Source organism: Variovorax sp. TLI9-5A, from assembly GCF_056867935.1.
Window position 1 is genome coordinate 3,356,830 of sequence record NZ_CP200310.1, and the last position, 17,842, is coordinate 3,374,671.

Annotated in this window: 18 protein-coding genes; 17 read left to right on the forward strand and 1 reads right to left on the reverse strand. The window is 70.5% G+C overall.

The features are described from left to right. Positions 1–64 precede the first annotated feature (64 nt). The 17 genes from AC1VNX_RS15895 to AC1VNX_RS15975 are packed head-to-tail and all read left to right on the forward strand — an operon-like array spanning position 65 to position 17,016. Positions 65–1,981, forward strand: a complete 1,917-nt coding sequence (locus tag AC1VNX_RS15895) for a TonB-dependent receptor domain-containing protein (protein ID WP_483157558.1) — start codon at positions 65–67, stop codon at positions 1,979–1,981. Beyond that, positions 1,966–3,390: a cobyrinic acid a,c-diamide synthase CobB gene (locus AC1VNX_RS15900; protein ID WP_483157559.1), complete on the forward strand. Its 1,425-nt coding sequence runs from the start codon at positions 1,966–1,968 to the stop codon at positions 3,388–3,390. The genes AC1VNX_RS15895 and AC1VNX_RS15900 overlap by 16 nt, the downstream gene beginning before the upstream one ends. Next, positions 3,368–3,967 (forward strand): bifunctional adenosylcobinamide kinase/adenosylcobinamide-phosphate guanylyltransferase, encoded by a 600-nt coding sequence (locus AC1VNX_RS15905; RefSeq protein ID WP_483157560.1) that lies wholly within the window; start codon positions 3,368–3,370, stop codon positions 3,965–3,967. Before AC1VNX_RS15900 ends, AC1VNX_RS15905 begins: the two co-directional genes overlap by 23 nt. After that, positions 3,964–4,833 (forward strand): ABC transporter substrate-binding protein, encoded by an 870-nt coding sequence (locus AC1VNX_RS15910; RefSeq protein ID WP_483157561.1) that lies wholly within the window; start codon positions 3,964–3,966, stop codon positions 4,831–4,833. Before AC1VNX_RS15905 ends, AC1VNX_RS15910 begins: the two co-directional genes overlap by 4 nt. Beyond that, entirely contained in the window at positions 4,830–5,858 is a 1,029-nt protein-coding gene (locus AC1VNX_RS15915) for a FecCD family ABC transporter permease (protein ID WP_483157562.1), read from the forward strand. The genes AC1VNX_RS15910 and AC1VNX_RS15915 overlap by 4 nt, the downstream gene beginning before the upstream one ends. After that, positions 5,855–6,640, forward strand: a complete 786-nt coding sequence (locus AC1VNX_RS15920; protein ID WP_483157563.1) for an ABC transporter ATP-binding protein — start codon at positions 5,855–5,857, stop codon at positions 6,638–6,640. Before AC1VNX_RS15915 ends, AC1VNX_RS15920 begins: the two co-directional genes overlap by 4 nt. 33 nt (positions 6,641–6,673) lie before the next feature. Next, entirely contained in the window at positions 6,674–7,243 is a 570-nt protein-coding gene (cobO, locus tag AC1VNX_RS15925) for a cob(I)yrinic acid a,c-diamide adenosyltransferase (RefSeq protein WP_483157564.1), read from the forward strand. A 5-nt stretch (positions 7,244–7,248) separates the two neighbouring features. Next, a complete protein-coding gene (gene bluB, locus AC1VNX_RS15930) occupies positions 7,249–7,941 on the forward strand; it encodes a 5,6-dimethylbenzimidazole synthase (protein WP_483157565.1) in 693 nt (230 codons plus the stop codon). Continuing rightward, a complete protein-coding gene (locus AC1VNX_RS15935) occupies positions 7,941–8,414 on the forward strand; it encodes a MotA/TolQ/ExbB proton channel family protein (protein ID WP_483157566.1) in 474 nt (157 codons plus the stop codon). Before bluB ends, AC1VNX_RS15935 begins: the two co-directional genes overlap by 1 nt. Beyond that, positions 8,411–8,767, forward strand: a complete 357-nt coding sequence (locus AC1VNX_RS15940; RefSeq protein ID WP_483157567.1) for a DUF2149 domain-containing protein — start codon at positions 8,411–8,413, stop codon at positions 8,765–8,767. Before AC1VNX_RS15935 ends, AC1VNX_RS15940 begins: the two co-directional genes overlap by 4 nt. Continuing rightward, a complete protein-coding gene (gene cobN, locus AC1VNX_RS15945; protein ID WP_483157568.1) occupies positions 8,764–12,774 on the forward strand; it encodes a cobaltochelatase subunit CobN in 4,011 nt (1,336 codons plus the stop codon). Before AC1VNX_RS15940 ends, cobN begins: the two co-directional genes overlap by 4 nt. A gap of 21 nt (positions 12,775–12,795) precedes the next feature. Then, a complete protein-coding gene (gene cbiB, locus AC1VNX_RS15950; RefSeq protein ID WP_483157569.1) occupies positions 12,796–13,764 on the forward strand; it encodes an adenosylcobinamide-phosphate synthase CbiB in 969 nt (322 codons plus the stop codon). After that, on the forward strand, positions 13,761–14,777 hold the full coding sequence (locus AC1VNX_RS15955; protein WP_483157570.1) for an aminotransferase class I/II-fold pyridoxal phosphate-dependent enzyme: 1,017 nt from the start codon (positions 13,761–13,763) through the stop codon (positions 14,775–14,777). Before cbiB ends, AC1VNX_RS15955 begins: the two co-directional genes overlap by 4 nt. A gap of 46 nt (positions 14,778–14,823) precedes the next feature. Further along, the gene (locus tag AC1VNX_RS15960; protein WP_483157571.1) at positions 14,824–15,177 is read left to right on the forward strand and encodes a CidA/LrgA family protein; all 354 of its coding nucleotides are present in this window, start codon (positions 14,824–14,826) and stop codon (positions 15,175–15,177) included. Next, positions 15,174–15,902: an LrgB family protein gene (locus tag AC1VNX_RS15965; protein ID WP_483157572.1), complete on the forward strand. Its 729-nt coding sequence runs from the start codon at positions 15,174–15,176 to the stop codon at positions 15,900–15,902. Before AC1VNX_RS15960 ends, AC1VNX_RS15965 begins: the two co-directional genes overlap by 4 nt. Positions 15,903–15,910: 8 nt before the next feature. Continuing rightward, positions 15,911–16,498 carry a GNAT family N-acetyltransferase gene (locus AC1VNX_RS15970; RefSeq protein ID WP_483157573.1) on the forward strand — a complete coding sequence of 196 codons (588 nt, stop codon included), beginning with the start codon at positions 15,911–15,913 and terminating at the stop codon, positions 16,496–16,498. A gap of 53 nt (positions 16,499–16,551) precedes the next feature. Then, positions 16,552–17,016, forward strand: coding sequence for an OsmC family protein (locus AC1VNX_RS15975; RefSeq protein WP_483157574.1), 465 nt, complete (start codon positions 16,552–16,554; stop codon positions 17,014–17,016). 15 nt (positions 17,017–17,031) lie between these two features. Here AC1VNX_RS15975 and AC1VNX_RS15980 read toward each other — a convergent pair whose 3' ends face one another. Then, complete coding sequence (locus tag AC1VNX_RS15980) at positions 17,032–17,805, reverse strand: flagellar brake protein (protein WP_483157575.1); 774 nt, start codon at positions 17,803–17,805, stop codon at positions 17,032–17,034. Between the last annotated feature and the right edge of the window lie 37 nt (positions 17,806–17,842).

The following is a 17,842-nucleotide window of genomic DNA, read 5'->3' on the forward strand; positions in this document are numbered from 1 at the left end:
GCCATTGCGCCCAGGCGCCGGCGGGGAGGCCGGCCAGGGGTATTGACGTTCGTTCGCTTGATTCATGATTTCCCACGTTTGCTCTTTCCGCGGCTGTGCTCCCGCGCGCCGTTTCCGCCACGCCTGCCTGCCGCTGGCGCTGGTTTCCGCCTTCGGCAGCCTGGCCCATGCGCAGGAGGCGACCACCCTGCGCGAGACGGTCGTCACGGCCAACCGCACGCCGCAGGCGCTCTCGGAGCTCGTGGGAGACGTCTCCGTCGTCGACAGCAACACCATCGAGCGCAGCGGCGCGACCGGCGTGGCCGACCTGCTCGCCCGCCTGCCAGGCATCGAGATTTCTCGCTCGGGCGGCGTGGGCAACACCACCAGCCTGTACATCCGCGGCGCCGAGACGCGCTTCACTGCCGTGTACCTCGACGGCGTGCGCATCGACTCGCAATCCACCGGCGGCGCGGGCTGGGAAGGCATCCCGCTCTCGCAGATCGACCGCATCGAGGTGCTTCGCGGTCCGGCCGCGGCGGTGTACGGCTCCGACGCCGTGGGCGGCGTGATCCAGCTCTTCACCAAGCGCGGCGAGGAGGGCGTGTCGCCCTACGCCGGCATCGGCTTCGGCAGCAAGGGGCTGCGCAGGATCGAGGGCGGCGTGAGCGGCCAGTCGGGCCTCTTCGACTACTCCTTCGGCGTGGCGCATGAAGAGAGCAAGGGCTACAACGTGCAGCCGGTGTCGAAGCGCAATGTGGTCAAGGACGGTTTCACCAACCCCGACCGCGACGGCTACAACAGCACTTCGGGCAACGTGAAGCTGGGCTACCAGATCACGCCCGACCAGCGCATCGAGGCCACGCTGCTTTCCAGCGACATCAAGGCCGGCTACGACGCCACCGTGTCGTACAAGACCAGGCTGCCGATCCTGTTCGCCAACGACATCTCGAACAACACGCTGCAGACCGCCGGCCTGACCTGGTCGGCCAAGTGGAACGACGTCTACAGCACCCGCGTGCAGGTGACCGATTCGCAGTCGGTCTACAAGACGCAGCCTTCGTTCTACCGCACCGAGACCCGCCTGCGCGGCTACCTGTTCCAGAACGAATTCCGCTTCGGACCGCACCTCGTCACCGCCACGCTGGAGCGCCGCGAGGACGCCCTGGAGAACGCGCCCACCACCACCTCCAAGCTGCTCTCGCGCGACCGCTCGCAGGACGCGATTTCGCTCGGCTACGGCTTCGTGAAGGGCCCGCACTCGCTGCAGCTGCACGTGCGCCACGACAAGGACAGCGAGTTCGGCGGCAAGACCACAGGCAGCGCTGCCTACGGCTACGCCATCACGCCGTCGCTGCGCTTCACGGCCTCGGCCGGCACCGCCTTCCGCGTGCCCACGCTGTACCAGCGCTTCAGCGAATACGGCCTGGCCACGCTCAAGCCCGAGTCGAGCCGAAACCTCGAGCTGGGCCTGCAGTACACCGAGGGCGCGACGCAGATGGGCATCGTGGCGTATGCCAACCGCGTGCAGAACCTGATCGTGTTCGACGGCTCGGCCAAGGGCTGCGCGTCGTCCTTCGGCTGCTACGCCAGCACCGCCCGCGCGCGCTACCAGGGCGTCACGCTCTCGGGCAGCCACCGCATCGGTGACGTCACGCTGCGCGGCTCCTTCGACTTCCAGGACCCGCGCGACCTCGCCACCCACAACCTGCTCGCGCGCCGCGCGCAGCGCCACGCCACCCTGGGCGCCGACTGGCGCATCGCGGGCTGGACGCTGGGCGCCGAGGTGCAGACCTCCAGCCGCCGCTACGACGACGCCGCCAACAGCGTGAAGCTCGGCGGCTACACCGTGCTGAACCTGTCGGCCACCACGCAAATCACGCGCGACATCAACCTCGTCGCGCGCGTCGACAATGTGGGCAACAAGGACTACCAGTTCGCGCGGCTGTACGCCAATGCCGGCCGTACCGCCTACGTCGGTCTCAAGTGGACGCCTCACTAAACAGCCAGCCATACCAGCCGGGCGGCACCGCCGGTGCCGCGGCGGCCTCCTGCGCCGCTGTGCTGGTGGCCGCCCCGGCCTCGGGGCAGGGCAAGACCACGGTCGCGGCCGCGCTCGCCCGGCTGCATGCGCGCCGGGGCCGGCGCGTGCGCGCCTTCAAGTGCGGCCCCGACTTCCTCGATCCGCACTGGCTGGCGCTGGCCACCGGCGCGCCGGTGCATTCACTGGACCTCTGGATGACCGGCGAGGCCGACTGCCGCGCGCGCCTGCATACGGCAGCCGCCGACAGCGACCTGCTGGTCATCGAAGGCGTGATGGGCCTCTTCGACGGTACGCCCAGCGCCGCCGACCTCGCGCAGCGCTTCGGGCTGCCGGTGCTGGCGGTGATCGACGCGCATGCCATGGCCGGCACCTTCGGCGCGCTGGCTTACGGGCTGCAGAACTTCCGCGACGGCCTGCCATGGGCTGGTGTGCTGGCGAACCGCGTGGCCAGCGAAAGGCACGGCCAGATGCTGAAGGACGCGCTGCGCGACCCTTCGCAATGGCTCGGCGCCTTGCCGCGCGATGCCCGTTTCTCGCTGCCCGAGCGGCACCTGGGCCTCGTGGCCGCAACCGAACTCGGCGACGCGCTGGCGCGGCTGGACGCGGCCGCCGACGTACTGGCCGACACACCGCTGGGCCGCATGCCAGTCGACAAACTGCCGCAGGTGCGCTTCGAGGCCTCCGCATCCGACGAGGCGCAAGCCGTGCCGCCGCTGCTGGCCGGCCGAACCATCGCCATCGCGCGCGACGCCGCCTTCTCGTTCATCTACCCGGCGAACCTCGACGTGCTCACGGCGCTGGGCGCGAAGCTGAGCTTCTTCTCGCCGCTCGCGGGCGACGCCTTGCCGGCCTGCGACGCCGTCTGGCTGCCCGGCGGCTACCCGGAGCTGCATGCGCAGGCGCTGTCGGCTTGCACGCCGATACGCGAATCGCTCGCCGCGCACGTCGCTGCGGGCAAGCCGGTCTGGGCCGAGTGCGGCGGCATGATGGCGCTCTTCGACGAGTTGGCCCAGCAGGAGGGCGCACAGGTCCAACGACTCTGGGGCCTGCTGCCGGGCCGCGTGACCATGCAGAAGCGGCTCGCCGGACTCGGTCCGCAACAGCTTTCCCTCGGCAGCCATGTGCTGCGCGGGCACACCTTCCACTATTCGAGCTGCGAGACACCGCTGGAGCCGGTCGCGCATACGGCCCGGCCCGGCGCTACGCAGGCCGTCGGTGCGCGGGCCGGCGAGGCGCTGTATGTGCACGGTCCGGTGCGCGCGAGCTACTTCCATGCGTGGTTCGCGTCCAGTCCGCAAGCCACGGCCCGTCTTTTCGGCGCCATGCCCATCGAGTTGGAGAGCCATGCCGCATTCGACCAAGCCTGAAACCGTGGTGCACGAATTCATCCTGGGCGGCCAGAAGAGCGGCAAGTCGCGCCGCGCCGAGCAGCGCGCCATCGACTGGCTTGCGGCCGGCGCGCGCGCGCGCCGCGCCGTGCTGATCGCCACCGCGCAGGCCTACGACGACGAGATGCAGGAGCGCATCGTGCGCCACCAGGCCGACCGCGCCGAGCGCGTGCCCGGCATGCGCACCATCGAGGAGCCCATCGAGCTCGCGCGCGCCATCGTCACCCAGAGCACGCCCGAGACGCTGGTGGTGGTCGACTGCCTCACGATGTGGCTCACCAACCTGCTGATGCCGATGTCCTCCGAAGACGCCCGCCCCGTGACGCGCACCCCGGCGACGCACATCGCGATGTTGCTGGTCGCGCTGCGCGATGCGCCAGGGCCGGTGTTGCTGGTCGGCAACGAGATCGGCCTTGGCGTGATCCCGATGGGCCGCGAGACGCGCGCCTTCGTCGACGCGCTGGGCCGCCTCAACCAGGACGTGGCCGCCGCCTGCGGCCGCGTCACGCTGATGGCGGCCGGGCTGCCGCTGAACCTGAAGGCGCCTGTCGCATGAAGATGATCCGCATCACGCTGGCGGCTTTCGGCCTGGCCTTTTTCGCCCTGGCCGCGCACGCACTCGACGTGGTCGACGAGCGCGGCGTTTCCGTGAGCCTGCCGCAGCCGCCGCAGCGCATCGTCTCGCTGCTGCCTTCGCTCACCGAGTCGGTCTGCGCGCTCGGCGCCTGCGACCGGCTGGTGGGCGTGGACCGGTACTCCAATTCGCCCGAGCGGGTGAAGACGCTGCCGCAGCTCGGCGGCGGGATCGATCCGAACGTGGAAGCCATCGTCGCGCTCAAGCCCGACGCGGTGCTGCTGGCCAAGTCCTCGCGCGTCACGCAGCGGCTGGAGGCGCTGGGCATGAGGGTGCTGGTGCTCGAACCCAAGAGCCACGCCGACGTGCGCCGCGTGCTCGACAAGCTCGACCAGGTGCTGGGCACGCACGAGGCGCCAAAAGTCTGGCGCGTGATCGATGCCAGCGTGTCGGCCGCCGCGCAGTCGGTGCCTGCAGGGGCGAAGGGCATGCGCGTGTATTTCGAAGTCAACAGCGCACCGTACGCGGCGGGCGAGTCGTCCTTCATCGGCGAGACGCTTTCGCGGCTCGGCATGAAGAACATCGTGCCGGCATCGCTTGGCCCGTTCCCCAAGCTCAACCCCGAGTTCGTGGTGCGCGCGAACCCCGACCTCATCATGGTCAGCGTGCGCAGCGCCCAAGGGCTGGAGCAGCGGCCCGGCTGGGCCGGCATCCGCGCGGTGCGCGAGGGCCGCATCTGCCGCTTCAGCGCCGAGCAGTCCGACGTGCTCGTGCGCCCCGGCCCGCGCATGGACGAGGCTGCGCGGCTGATGGCGCAGTGCATCGCCGACAAGGGCGGCAAGCGATGAATGCGGCGGCCGTCAGGCACACCGCCCATCTGCGCCGCGTCCTGCTGCTCGGCGCCGGCCTGCTGGTGCTGGGCGCGGCGCTGATGCTGCTGGGCCTGGGCATCGGCAGCACCGGCTTCGAGAGCCTGTTCGCCGCGCGCCACGACCCGGTGGCGCTGCAGATCGTGTGGGACATCCGCCTGCCGCGCACGCTCGGCGCCTGGCTGGCGGGCGCTCTGCTGGGGCTGGCCGGCGCGGTGGCGCAGGGGCTTTTTCGCAATCCGCTGGCCGATCCGTATCTGCTGGGCAGCGCCTCGGGCGCCTCGCTCGGCGTGGCTGTGGCGCTGCTGATGTTCGGCGGCTCGGCCGCGAGCACGCAGTGGGTGATGCGGCTCGGGCTCACCGGGGCCGCCTTCCTGGGCGCGGTGCTGGCGGTGATGCTCACGCTGATGCTGGCGCGCGGCGTGCAGCAGACGCTGCGGCTGCTGCTGGCCGGCGTGATCGTCGGCGTGGTGCTGGGTGCGGCCAAGGACCTCATCACCATCGCCTCGGCCGACATCCTCCAGGCCATCCAGGGCTTCATTCTCGGCAGCACCGGCCTCGTCGGCTGGAGCGCCTGCGCGGTGATGGCCGTGGTCGGCGCGGCCTGCCTGCTCGCGGGCTGGGCGCTGGCGCCGGTGCTCGACGGGCTCGCGCTCGGCGAGGCCACCGCGCGCAGCCTCGGCCTGCCGCTGGGCGCGATGCGCGCGGCGCTGGTGGTGGTGCTGGCGCTGGCCACCGGCGCCGCCGTGGCGCAGACCGGGCTGATCGCCTTCGTCGGCCTCGCGGCGCCGCATCTCGTGCGCTCGGCGGTCAAGACCACGCATGCGCGGCTGATCGTGCTGTCGGCACTGATGGGCGGGTTGCTGCTGATGGCGGCCGACCTGCTGGCGCGCTGGCTGATCGCACCGCAGGAACTGCCCGTGGGCGTGCTCACGGCCGTGCTGGGCGGCAGCTACCTGCTGTGGCTGATGCACCGGCGCAGCGCGCGGAGCGGCGTGGCATGAGCCGAAACGACACTCCCGCCGCGCTCGAGGCGCGCCAGCTGAGCGCCACGCTCGGTTCCACCGAGGTGCTGCACGGCATCGACCTGAAGTTGCCGGCCGCGCGCTGGACCAGCATCGTCGGCCCGAACGGCGCGGGCAAGTCGACGTTGCTGAAGGCGCTGGCGGGGCTGCTCGCGCATCGCGGCGAGGTGCGGCTCTTCGGCGAGGCGCTGGGCAAGGTGCCGGCGCGCGTCCGTGCGCAGCGCCTTTCGTGGCTGGGCCAGAGCGGCACGGGCGAGGGCAGCGCCGACGACCTGATGGTCTACGACGTCGCCATGCTCGGCCGCCTGCCGCACCAGCGCTGGCTGGCCACGCCCGGCGAGGCCGACCGCGAGGCCGTGGAGCGCGCGCTGCGCAGCACCCAGGCCTGGGACTGGCGCGACCGCCCGCTGGGACAGCTCTCCGGAGGCGAACGCCAGCGCGTGCTGCTGGCGCGCGCGCTCGCCGTCGAGGCCGAGGCGCTGCTGATGGACGAGCCGCTGGCCAACCTCGACCCGCCCCACCAGTCCGACTGGATGCAGATCGTCCGCGCGCTCGTCGCCGAAGGCCGCACCGTGGTCAGCGTGCTGCACGAACTGCCGATGGCCCTGGCCGCCGACGAGCTGGTGGTGATGAACCAGGGCCGCGTCGTGCACCACGGCGCCTGCGACGACCCGGCCACCCATGCGGCGCTGGAGCAGGTGTTCGACCACCGCATCCGCGTGCATCGCGTGGCGGACCAGTGGATTGCGCTGCCGAAGTAGCCACACGCCAGGAAATACGGAAACAACCTCACCATGCAGATCGAAACTCCCCCCAGCGAAAAGCCCTACGAGAAGCCGGAGGGCGAACGCCGCGGCATCGTCGTCGTCAACACCGGCGACGGCAAGGGCAAGAGCACGGCCGCCTTCGGCCTCGCGCTGCGTGCGCACGGCCGGGGCAAGGCCGTGAAGATCTACCAGTTCATGAAGGTGCCGACCGCGCGCTTCGGCGAGCACCGCATGTTCGAGCAGATCGGCATTCCCATCGAAGGGCTGGGCGACGGCTTCAGCTGGAAGAGCCAGGACCTGGAGCGCTCGGGACAGCTCGCGCGCGACGGCTGGGAAAAAGCCAAGGCGGCGATCCTGTCGGGCGAGTTCTTCCTGGTGGTGCTCGACGAGATCACCTATCCGCTGATCTACGGCTGGCTGCCGCTCGAAGGCGTGCTCGAAACCCTGCGCGCGCGGCCCAGGCACGTGCACGTGGCGCTGACCGGCCGGCGCTGCCCGCCGGAGATCATCGAGCTGGCCGACACGGTGACCGAGATGACGCTGGTCAAGCACGCCTTCAAGGCCGGCATTCCCGCGCAGCGCGGCATCGAGGACTGAAGCCCATGGCGATGGCGCAGCAGGCTTTCGCGGCCGACGAGGCGAGGGCGGTGTACCGGGCCATCCACGAGCGGCGCGACATGCGCCACTTCGCGGGTGGCGAGGTCGCGCCCGAGGTGCTGCGGCGGCTGCTGGACGCGGCGCATCACGCGCCCAGCGTGGGCTTCATGCAGCCCTGGCGCTTCATCCGCATCCGCGGCGAGGCGCTGCGGCAGCAGCTGCATCGCGTGGTCGAGCAGGAGCGCGTGCTGACCGCCCGCGCCCTCGGCGAGCGCGAGGACGAGTTCATGCGCCTGAAGGTGCAGGGCCTGCTCGATGCGGCCGAGCTGCTGGCGGTGACGCTGGCCGACGGCCGCGAGACGCACGTGTTCGGCCGCCGCACGCTGCCGCAGATGGACCTGGCCTCGGCCTCCTGCGCCATCCAGAACCTCTGGCTCGCGGCGCGCGCCGAGGGGTTGGGCATGGGCTGGGTGTCGCTCTTCGATCCGCCCGAGGTGGCCGCGCTGCTGGGTCTGCCTGAGGGAGCCGAGCCCATCGCCTTGCTGTGCCTCGGCCCCGTGAATGCCTTCTACGAAGAGCCGATGCTGCAGCGCGAGCGTTGGGCGAAGCGCGAGCCGCTGGCCTCGCTGGTGTTCGACGAAGGCTGGGGCCGGCCTTCGGACCTCTTCGACCAACCAACCGCCGTGGAGCGCCCCTGATGCTGGCCTTCGACTCCGTTCTCTTCGAGCTTGCGCGCCTCTTCCTCTGGCCGGTGACGCTGGGCGTGCTGCTGTCCTTCGTCTATGCCGTGTACTGCCTGGGCGCGTTCGGCGTCGAGTACCTGCAGCGCCGCCGAGATCCCGTACGCGCGCTGGTGCTGCAGCCGCATGCGCAGGCCAGCCAGGAGCAGATGGAGCTGGTGGTGCTCAAGCAGCTCGAAGGCGTGCGCCTGTGCAGCCGCGTGGCGCCGATGCTGGGGCTGATCGCTACCATGATCCCGATGGGCCCCGCGCTGGTGGCCGTGGCCTCGGGCGAATCGCAGGGCGTGGCGCAGAGCCTGGCGCCGGCCTTCGCGAGCGTGATCGTGGCGCTGGCCTCGGCTTCGATCACCTTCGTGGTCTACACCGTGCGCCGCCGCTGGCTGATGCGCGAGCTGGTGACGGTGCTCGATGCGCGGGACCGCCTCTCATGAGCCGGCGCCAGTTTTCCATCCTCAGCAGCCTGGACAGCGACGACGACGATCCTGTGCTCTCCACCATCAACCTGATCGACGTGTTCATGGTGGTGATCGGCATGCTGATGATCGCGGTCATCAACAACCCGATGAACCCCTTCGCGCAGGACAAGGTGACGATCATCCGCAACGAAGGCCAGCCGGACATGGAGATCGTGACGCGCGAGGGCCGCAAGATCACGCGCTTCAAGGCCAGCGGCGCGACAGGGCAGGGCGATGGCGAAAAGGCCGGTACCGCCTGGCGGCTGAAGGACGGGACGATGGTCTACGTGCCGGCGGATGCGGAGCTGGCTGGTTCGGGCGGGAAGTGACGCGGCTTCTTGTTTTCGCCTGGCTCTTTCTTGCCGGGGCGGGGTTCCTCCTTCCGGCGCATGCACAGTCGCAAGAGGCGAATCGCGTCGTTGTGCTGAGCACCTCGCTGGTGTCGCCGGCGCGCGTGGTGCGGCTGCAGGCGGTGGCGCGCGAGGCGGGAGTGCCGCTGCAGGTGCTGTCGGCTTCGCAGGACTCGCCCGAGGCGCTGGCCACCGCGATCGACGGGGCAAGCCTGCTCGTGATCGACGCGCCGCACGTCAGCGTGGCGCAGGCGGCGGCTGCGCGTTTCGGCGACACGATCTCGCGCAGCGCGGTGCCCTATGTGCTGGTCGGCGAGTTCGCGCTGGTGGCGAAGGGCCAGACGACTGCCGCCGCACCGCTTGCGGCCGGGCGCGGCATCGATGCCGCCTGGGCGCAGCGGCTGCGCGAGTTCTGGCGCTTTGCTGGCGCGGCCAACCTGGGCGCTGCGATGAAGGCGCTCCGGCAGCCCGGCAGGCTGGACGGGCTGCCCGATCCCGTGCCCCTTCCGCTCGCCGGCATCTACCACCCGGGCTGGTCGCGCGTCGAAACGGACATCGCCGCCATCCAGCGCCTGCCGGGAAGGGGCACCGTCGCCATCGCCATCAACAGTGCCACGGTGACGGGCGACGACACCGGCTGGCTCGATGCGCTCATCGCATCGCTGGAAGCCCGAGGCCTGCGCGCCTACGCCTTCTACGGCCCGCGCCAGCAGAAGGACCTGTTCTTCCGCATGACGCACGACGGCGCGCAGCGCGCGGCAGACGCCATCGTCAATGCCTCGCTGGTCTTCAGCCCCAACGAGCGCAAGGCTGAGCTGGAGCGCATCGGCGTTCCGGTGCTGCAGACGCTGCCCTCGCTGGCGATGGACGCTGCGCAATGGGAACGGAGCAGGGACGGCCTTGCGCAGACCGACATCGCTGCCTACTACAGCCCGAGCGAGCTGGCCGGCATGACCGACCCGATGCTCGTCAGTGCTCGCGACGCGGCAACCGGCGTGCTTCAGCCGCTGCCCGGGCAGATCGAGGCCGTGGCCGCCAAGGCGGCAGCGCTGCTGCGGCTGCAGCGCACGCCGCCGGCCGAGCGGCGCGTGGCGATGCTGGTCTACAACTACCCGCCGGGCGAGGCCAACTTCGGCGCTTCGTTCCTGAACGTGCCGCGCAGTGTCAACAACATGCTGGCTGCCATGAAGTCGGCCGGCTACGTCGCCGAGCTGCCGGGCGCCGACGCGCTCGTCGCGCAGGTGCAGGCGACGATGCGGGCCTACTACCCGACGGGCCAGGGCGACGAGCTGCAGCCGCTGCTCGACAAGGGCCTTGCCGACACGATGCCGCTGCCGGACTACCTCGCGTGGTTCCGCGCGCTGCCGCAGGAAACGCAGCGCCGCATCGAGAGCTACTGGGGCCCGCCCGAGAAGTCGACCATGCTGCGTGCCGTGGCGGGCGGGCCGGCCTTCGTGATTCCGCGCGTGCGCTTCGGCAACGTCGTCGTGCTGCGCCAGCCGCCCCGCTTCGAGCCCGGCACGCAGGTGGCGGGCAAGGCCGAGCAGGTCTATCACCGCTCGGCCGTTCCTCTGAGCCACGGCTACCTGGCAACGTATCTCTGGCTCCGCACCCGCTTCGGTGCCAGTGCCGTGGTGCACGTGGGCACGCACGGCACGGTCGAGTGGTCGGCGGGCAAGGAGCGCGGGCTTTCGGTGCAGGATGACCCGCTGCTCGCGCTGGGCGACCTGCCCAACGTGTACCCGTACATCATGGACAACCTCGGCGAAGCCACCACCGCCAAGCGGCGCGGCCGCGCGACCATGGTGAGCCACTCGACACCCATGTTCGCGCCGGCGGGTTTCCGCCCTGGCGTGCAGGAGATGCACGAGCGCATGCACGAGTGGGAGACGCTCTCGCCCGGCCCCGTGAAGACGGCCCTGGAAAAACGGCTCACGGCCGAGTTCGCCGAACAGCGCTATGACCGCGACCTGGGCTGGACGCCCGCGCGCATCCGCGCCGACTTCGCGGGCTTCATCGCGGTGCTGCATCCGTACCTCGACGAGCTCGCGCAGACCGCGCAGCCGCTGGGCCTCGCGACCTTCGGGCGGGCGCCCGACGCGCAGCGCAGGCGCATGACCATCCTGCAGATCCTTGGCAAGCCCTTGGTCGAGGCGCTGGGCGAGGACGTCGACGAGGCTTTCCTGATCGACGCGAAGAACGTCGCCGGCTCGCGCCCCGCGCGCTGGGTGGAACAGGCGCTCGCCGACGCGCAGGCCGCGAGCGCCATGGGCAAGACAGCGGCCGACCGGCAGAAGCTGCTGGAGCTGGCCGCGCGCGCCCGCGAGCTCGAAGATGTGCTCGCGCACAACGAGGAAATCGAAGGGCTGCTGACGGCGCTCGACGGCCGCTACCTCAAGTCCAGCTACGGCGGCGACCCGGTGCGCAACCCCGACAGCCTGCCGACCGGGCGCAACCTCTACGGCTTCGACCCGAGCCGCGTGCCCACCCGCACGGCCTGGGAAACGGGTGTCGCCGCGATGGACGCCTGGATCGTGCAGCACGCGAAGACCCATGCCGGCAAGGCACCCGAGAAGATCGCCTTCACCCTCTGGGCCGGCGAGGCCTCGCGCCACCAGGGTGTGCTGGAGAGCCAGGCCTTCTACGCCATGGGCGTGAAGCCGCGCTGGGACGAGGGTGGGCGCATGGCGGGCATCGAGATCATTCCCGCGTCGCAGCTGAAGCGGCCTCGCATCGACGTGCTGGTCAGCGTCACCGGCTCCTACCGCGACCAGTTTCCGGCCGTGATGCGTTGGCTCGACGAGGCGGTGCAGCAGGTGGCGGCCCTGCGCGAGCCCGGCAATGCCGTGGCGCGCAACAGCGAGGCCATGGCGCGCAGGCTTCGCTCGGAAGGGGCGACCACGGACGAGGCGCAGCGCTGGTCGACGGCCCGTGTGTTCTCGAACGAGCAGGGCCGCTACGGCGCGGGGCTCGAGGAAGCCGCGCTCGCGAGCGACGTATGGAGGAGCCAGCAGCGCGGCGGCGGCGACGCGCAGATGGCGCAGCTTTACATGGACCGCATGGGCCACGCCTACGGCAAGGGCCTCGACGGTGCCGCGCGGCCGGGCGCCTATGCGGGCAACCTCGTTCAGGTCGATGCGGCGCTGATGGCGCGCAGCTCCAACCTCTACGGCGTGCTCACCAACGACGACCCGTTCCAGTACCTGGGCGGCATCGCGCAGGCGGTGCGGCATCTCACCGGCAAGGACCCGGCGCTGTACGTTCAGAACCTGCGCGACGGCACCGAGGTGCGCACCGACACCGCGGCCGGCGCCATCGCGCGCGAGATGCAGACGCGCTACCTGCATCCGCAGTGGATCGAGGCCCAGAAGGCCGAGGGCTACAGCGGCACGCTGCAGGTGCTGAAGACCGCGCAGTTCCTCTGGGGCTGGCAGGTCACAGCCCCGCAGGCGGTGCGGCAGGACCAGTGGCAGTCGCTGCACGACGTGTACGTGCGCGACAAGTACAGGCTGGGCACACGCGAATGGCTGGAAGGCGACAACCGCGCGGCCTTCGCTCAGACGCTGGAGCGGATGCTCGACGCGGTGAGGCTGAACTACTGGAAGCCTGATGCAGCCACGCGGCGCGAGCTGGCGAAGGACTATGCGGAAGCTGTGCGGGCGACGGGGCTGCGCGAGCGCAATGCGGGCGTGCAGCGCTTCGTGCAGGCGGAGTTGTCGCCGGCTCCGGCTTTGCCCAAGTCGAGTCCTGCAGTCACGCCCGTGGTCGTGCAGGCGCCCGCGCCGGCAGCGGCCCCTGAACCCGCTCCCGCGCCGGAAGGCCCGCAGCCCGTCACCGGGCTGAAGCTGGAGCCGACGCCAGCGGATGCACCGCCGCCCAAGGCCGGCGAAGCCACCGTTCTCCGGCTCTGGATGGCGCTGGGCGCCGCGCTGCTCCTCGCGTTCGGCGCGACGATGCAATGGCGCCGGGGCAGGGCGGGCGCCTGATTCGCGAGAATGGCGGCTCCCATGCCCTTGCCGAGTTCCGAGTACGCCATTGCCTTCGCCGCCGCGCTGTGGATCGCGCTGGCCGTCGACAGCTGGCTGGGCGAGCCGCCCGCGTCGCTGCATCCGGTCGTTTGGATGGGGCGCTATCTGGGGATGGGCGCGCGCATCGCGCCGCGCGCGCATCAGGCGAAGGCGGTCGATCTGCCGATGTTCTTCTGCGGGGCGCTGGTGTGGTGCGTGGGAGCGATGTGCGTCTGGGGCATCGCGATGGTCCTGCAGACGCTGGCGATGCTGCATCTGCCGGCCTGGGCGGTGGCGCTGGTGGTAGGCCTGCTGCTCAAGCCGCTCTTCGCCTGGCGCATGCTGCGCGACGAGGTGCTCGCGGTCGAGGCGGCGCTGGGCGTTTCGCTCGATGCCGGCCGCAAGCAGCTGGCTCGCCTGGTGAGCCGTGACGTCGAGCGGCTCAGCGAGCGCGAGGTGCGCGAGAGCGCCATCGAATCGCTCGCCGAGAACCTCAACGATTCACTCGTCGCGCCGGTCTTCTGGTTCGTGCTGCTGGGCCTGCCGGGCGCGGCGCTCTATCGCTTCGCCAACACCGCCGATGCGATGTGGGGCTATCGCGGCGAGCGCAGCGGTCGCGACTGGACCTGGTTCGGCAAATGGGCCGCGCGTGCCGATGACGTGCTCTCGTGGATTCCGGCGCGCATCACCGTGGCGCTGCTCGCGCTGGCCGCATGGCGCTGGCCTGGCGGCCTCGCGTTCGAGGCGCGCCGCACGCCGTCGCCCAACAGCGGCTGGCCGATGGCCGCGATGGCGCTGCTGCTGGGCGTGCGGCTGGCCAAGCCGGGCGTGTATGCGCTGAATGCCGAGGGCGCCGCCCCGACGCCAGCGGATACCGGCCGTGCCGCGCAGCTTGGCCAGCGCGGTGTGCTGCTGCTGGCCAGCGGGGTCCTGTTGCTGGCCGCCGCTGTACTGTTCTTCGTGCCATGACCGACGCGGTTTCCTTTTTCACCCACGGTGGCCCGGACGCGCTCGGCGCGCCTGCGCACGACTTTTCCACCAACGCCAACGCATGCGGTCCTTGCCCCGGGGCGATGGAGCTGGTGCGTGCGGCCGACCTGTCGCGCTATCCCGATCCGGCCTACACCGCGCTGCGGGAGCTGCTCGCGGCCATGCATGGCGTGGACGCATGGCGCATCGTGCTCGCGGCCGGGGCCAGCGAACTCATCCGGCGCATCACGACCTGGGTGGCGCTCGAAGACCGGGGCGGGCATGGCGAGGTCGTGCTGCCGGCCACGTCCTATGGCGACTACGCGGCGAGCGCGCGTGCCCTCGGTCTGCAGGTGGTGCGCGCGCCTCATGCGGCGCGGCGACCTCGGCTGGCCTGGTGCTGCGATCCGTCGGCGCCGCTGGGCCAGGCCCAGCAGGGCATCGGCGAGACCGTCGATGCGCTGCCCGAAGGCGTGCCCTGCGTGCTCGACCGCGCCTACGACCCTCTGCGACTGGAGGGCCGCCTTGCGCTGAACCAACGACAGCTGGACCGCGTCTGGCAGATGTGGTCGCCCAACAAGGCGCTCGGCATGACGGGCGTGCGCGCGGCCTACGCGATCGCGCCGGCGGATGCGCAAAAGGCGGTCAACGCGCTGTTGCGCCTCGCGGCCTCATGGCCGGTGGGCGCGGATGGCGTGGCGATGCTTTCGGGCTGGACGCAGCCCGGCGTGCAGCGGTGGCTGTGCGACAGCCTCGTCACCCTGCGCGCGTGGAAAGCTTCGCAGGCGGCGCTGTGCGGCGAGATGGGCTGGCGGGTCTGGCCGAGCGACGCGAACTTCCACGTCGCCAAGCCCGGCGGCGACGATTTCGCGGGCCTGCTGAAGCGCCTGCGCGCGGCGGGCATCAAGCTGCGCGACTGCACCTCCTTCGGCCTGCCGGGCCATGTGCGCATGGGCGTGCTGCCGCCAGCCAGCCAGCAGGCGCTGCAAGAAGCCTGGACAAGCGCCGTCTGAACGCCTACACACCCACACCTGAAGAAGAACGCAACAGAACACAAAGATGCTCTACGCCATCACCACGCTTTTCCTCTGCCAGCTTGCCGGCGAACTGCTCGTGCAGTGGCTGGGGCTGCCCATTCCCGGCCCGCTGATCGGCATGGTGTTTCTGTTCATCGGCCTGCTTGTGCGCGGGAGCGTGCCGCAGGTGCTGAGCGATACATCGGGCCATCTGCTGCGCAACCTGATGCTGCTGTTCATTCCGGCGGTGACCGGCGTGATGCTGCATTTCGAGCGGGTGGGGCGCGAGTGGCTGCCCTTTCTCGCGGCCGGCATCGTGGGCGCGGCCTTCACCATGACGGTCACAGCGCTCACCTTCCGCTGGATGATCCGCATCACCGGCAAGGACGCCCAGTGAGCGCGCCCGCCAGGCTCTTCGAGATCTGGGTGTTCCTGGCCCAGTCGCCGCTGCTGTGGCTGTCGCTCACGCTGCTGGCGTACCTGGGGGCGCTGTGGCTGCACACGCGCAGCGGGCGCAATCCGGTGGTCAATCCGGTGCTGATCTCGGTGATCGTGATCGTCACCGTGCTGCTGCTCACGCGCACGCCGTACGACACGTATTTCGAAGGCGCGAAGTTCGTGCACTTCCTGATCGGCCCCGCCACGGTGGCGCTGGCCGTGCCGCTATACGGGCAGATCGACCGGCTGCGGCGGCTGTGGCTGCCCATCGGCGTGGCGCTGCTCGTGGGCTCGGTCGCGGCCATCGTCTCGGCCGTGGGCATCGCCTGGGTGCTGGGCGGCTCGCACGAACTGATGATGTCGCTCGCGCCCAAGTCGGCCACCATGCCCATCGCGATGGGCGTGGCCGAGAAGATCGGTGGGCTGCCCTCGCTGGCGGCGGTGGCCGCGGCCGTCGCGGGCATCTCGGGCGCGATCATGGCCACCGGCCTGCTGAACCTGCTGCGCATCAGGGAACCGGCGGTGCGCGGCTTTGCGGTCGGCATGGCGGCGCACGGCATCGGCACGGCGCGCGCCATCCAGGTGAACGAGACGGCGGGCGCGTTCTCGGCGCTGGCGATGGGGCTCAACGGCATCGCCACCGCGCTGCTGGTGCCGCTGATCGTGAAGCTGATGGGAGCCTAGGGAAGGTCATGGCCAGGCAGCCTGCCGTGGAGCCGCGTCCGATGGAGCTGGTCTGGCCCTCCAGGGCCTATCTGCCCAGCTACGTTTCGGCGCTCAACCGTGGCTGGGCGCGCGACGAGACGCGGCCCGAATCGGGCGCCGAGGACCGCGCCGCCATCAAGGCCAACGCCGACCGCTTCCTCGCAAGCCTGGTCGACCGAGAGGCGAAGGGCGGACGCATCGTCATGCCCGACGGCTCCAAGGTGCGGCGTCTGCCGGGCTACAAATGCTGGATGTGGGACGGCGAGTTCTGCGGCAGCATCGACCTGCGCTGGCAGCCCGGCACCGACGCCTTGCCGCTCTACTGCCTGGGCCACATCGGCTACAACGTGGTGCCCTGGAAGCAGCGCAGGGGCTACGCCACGCGCGCGCTCGGCGCGATGCTGAAGCTCGCGGCAGGGGAGGGCCTGAAGCGCGTGGAGATCACCACCAGCCCCGACAACTTCGCCTCGCAGAAGGTGATCGTGGCCAATGGCGGCGAGCTGGTCGAGACCTTCGTCACCCTGCCGAGCCAGGGGAGCCTGACGAAGCTGCGCTACCGCATCGCGCTTGCCTGAATCGCGGCTGGCGCAGAATCGCACTCCCGCAAACCGAGCCGGAGAAGAATTCCATGGCCCAGTACACAGCGGAAGTCCTCTGGCTGCGCGGCGAGCAGGACTTTCTGTCGAACACCTACAGCAGGCGGCATTCGCTGCGCTTCGATGGCGGCGCCGAAGTGGCCGCTTCTTCCTCGCCGCACGTGGTGCCGCTGCCGATGTCCGATGCATCGGCGGTCGATCCTGAGGAGATGTTCGTGGCCTCGCTGTCGAACTGCCACATGCTGTGGTTCCTCACGATGGCGGTGAAGCGCAGGTTCGTGGTCGACCGGTATTTCGACGCGGCCGTCGGTGTGATGGAGAAGAACGCCGACGGCAAGATGGCGATGACGGTGGTCACGCTGCGGCCCAAGGTGAGCTTCTCGGGCGAGAACCTGCCCACGCGCGAGCAGATCGGGCAGATGCATCACCGGGCGCACGAGGAGTGCTTCATCGCCAATTCGGTGAAGACCGAGGTGCGTTGCGAGCCGGTGTTCTGACGCTGCATGGCGGGTTCAGCCGACCAGCGAGCGGCTCTTCATCTCGATCCGCGTGATCAGGCGCTGCAGCGCGCTTTCCGCGCCAGGCGGCAGAGCCAGGAAGCGGAAGCCCAGCTGGTAGCGCGGCGTGCCGTTGGGCTGCAGGGCGGGGCGCAGCGACACCAGTTCCAGGTCGAGCGTGAGGCGCCCGAGTGCGCCCAGCGACAGTTCGCAGTCCCTGAGGAAGGTGCCCACCGGCAAGGCGGCCGCGCGCTCGTCGCGGGTGCGAAGGCCGACGCCGCCCAGCGACAGGTCCTGCACCTCGAAGGAGAAGGCCTCGCGGTTGGGCAGGGTGCCGGAGCAGGTGTACGAATCGGCGATGGGCGCGTCGACGCGGAAGTACTCGCGGCGCTGCAGGTAGAAGAGCACTTCCGGAAAGTCGGCCTCGAACGCCGGCAGGCCTTCGAAGCGGATCTCGCGTGGGGAGGCGATGGAGAACTCGATGCGCACGCCTTCCTGCTGGGCCTCGAAAAGGCAGCGCGACGCGGCCAGCAGGCTCTGGTTCTGTTCGGGTGAGGCGCCCCAGTCGAAGGTGAAGACGCGTGCGCGGGTATCCACGTCGAGCAGTTGCGTCACCAGGTGGCCGCCCGCGTACTGGACGGTGAGGTTGTCGCGGCGGCTGGCGAGGTTTCGCAGGTGGACGCCGATCTCCGCCGGCGTGCGGCGGCCGAATTCGCTGGCGCGCTCGTCTGGCGCGGCGTGCGGCTTTTCGGGCGCTTCGGCCCCGCCGTTCGACAGGTCTGTATCCATGAGCTTGCGGGTGTGTATGTTCCTGCGGACGCGTGCC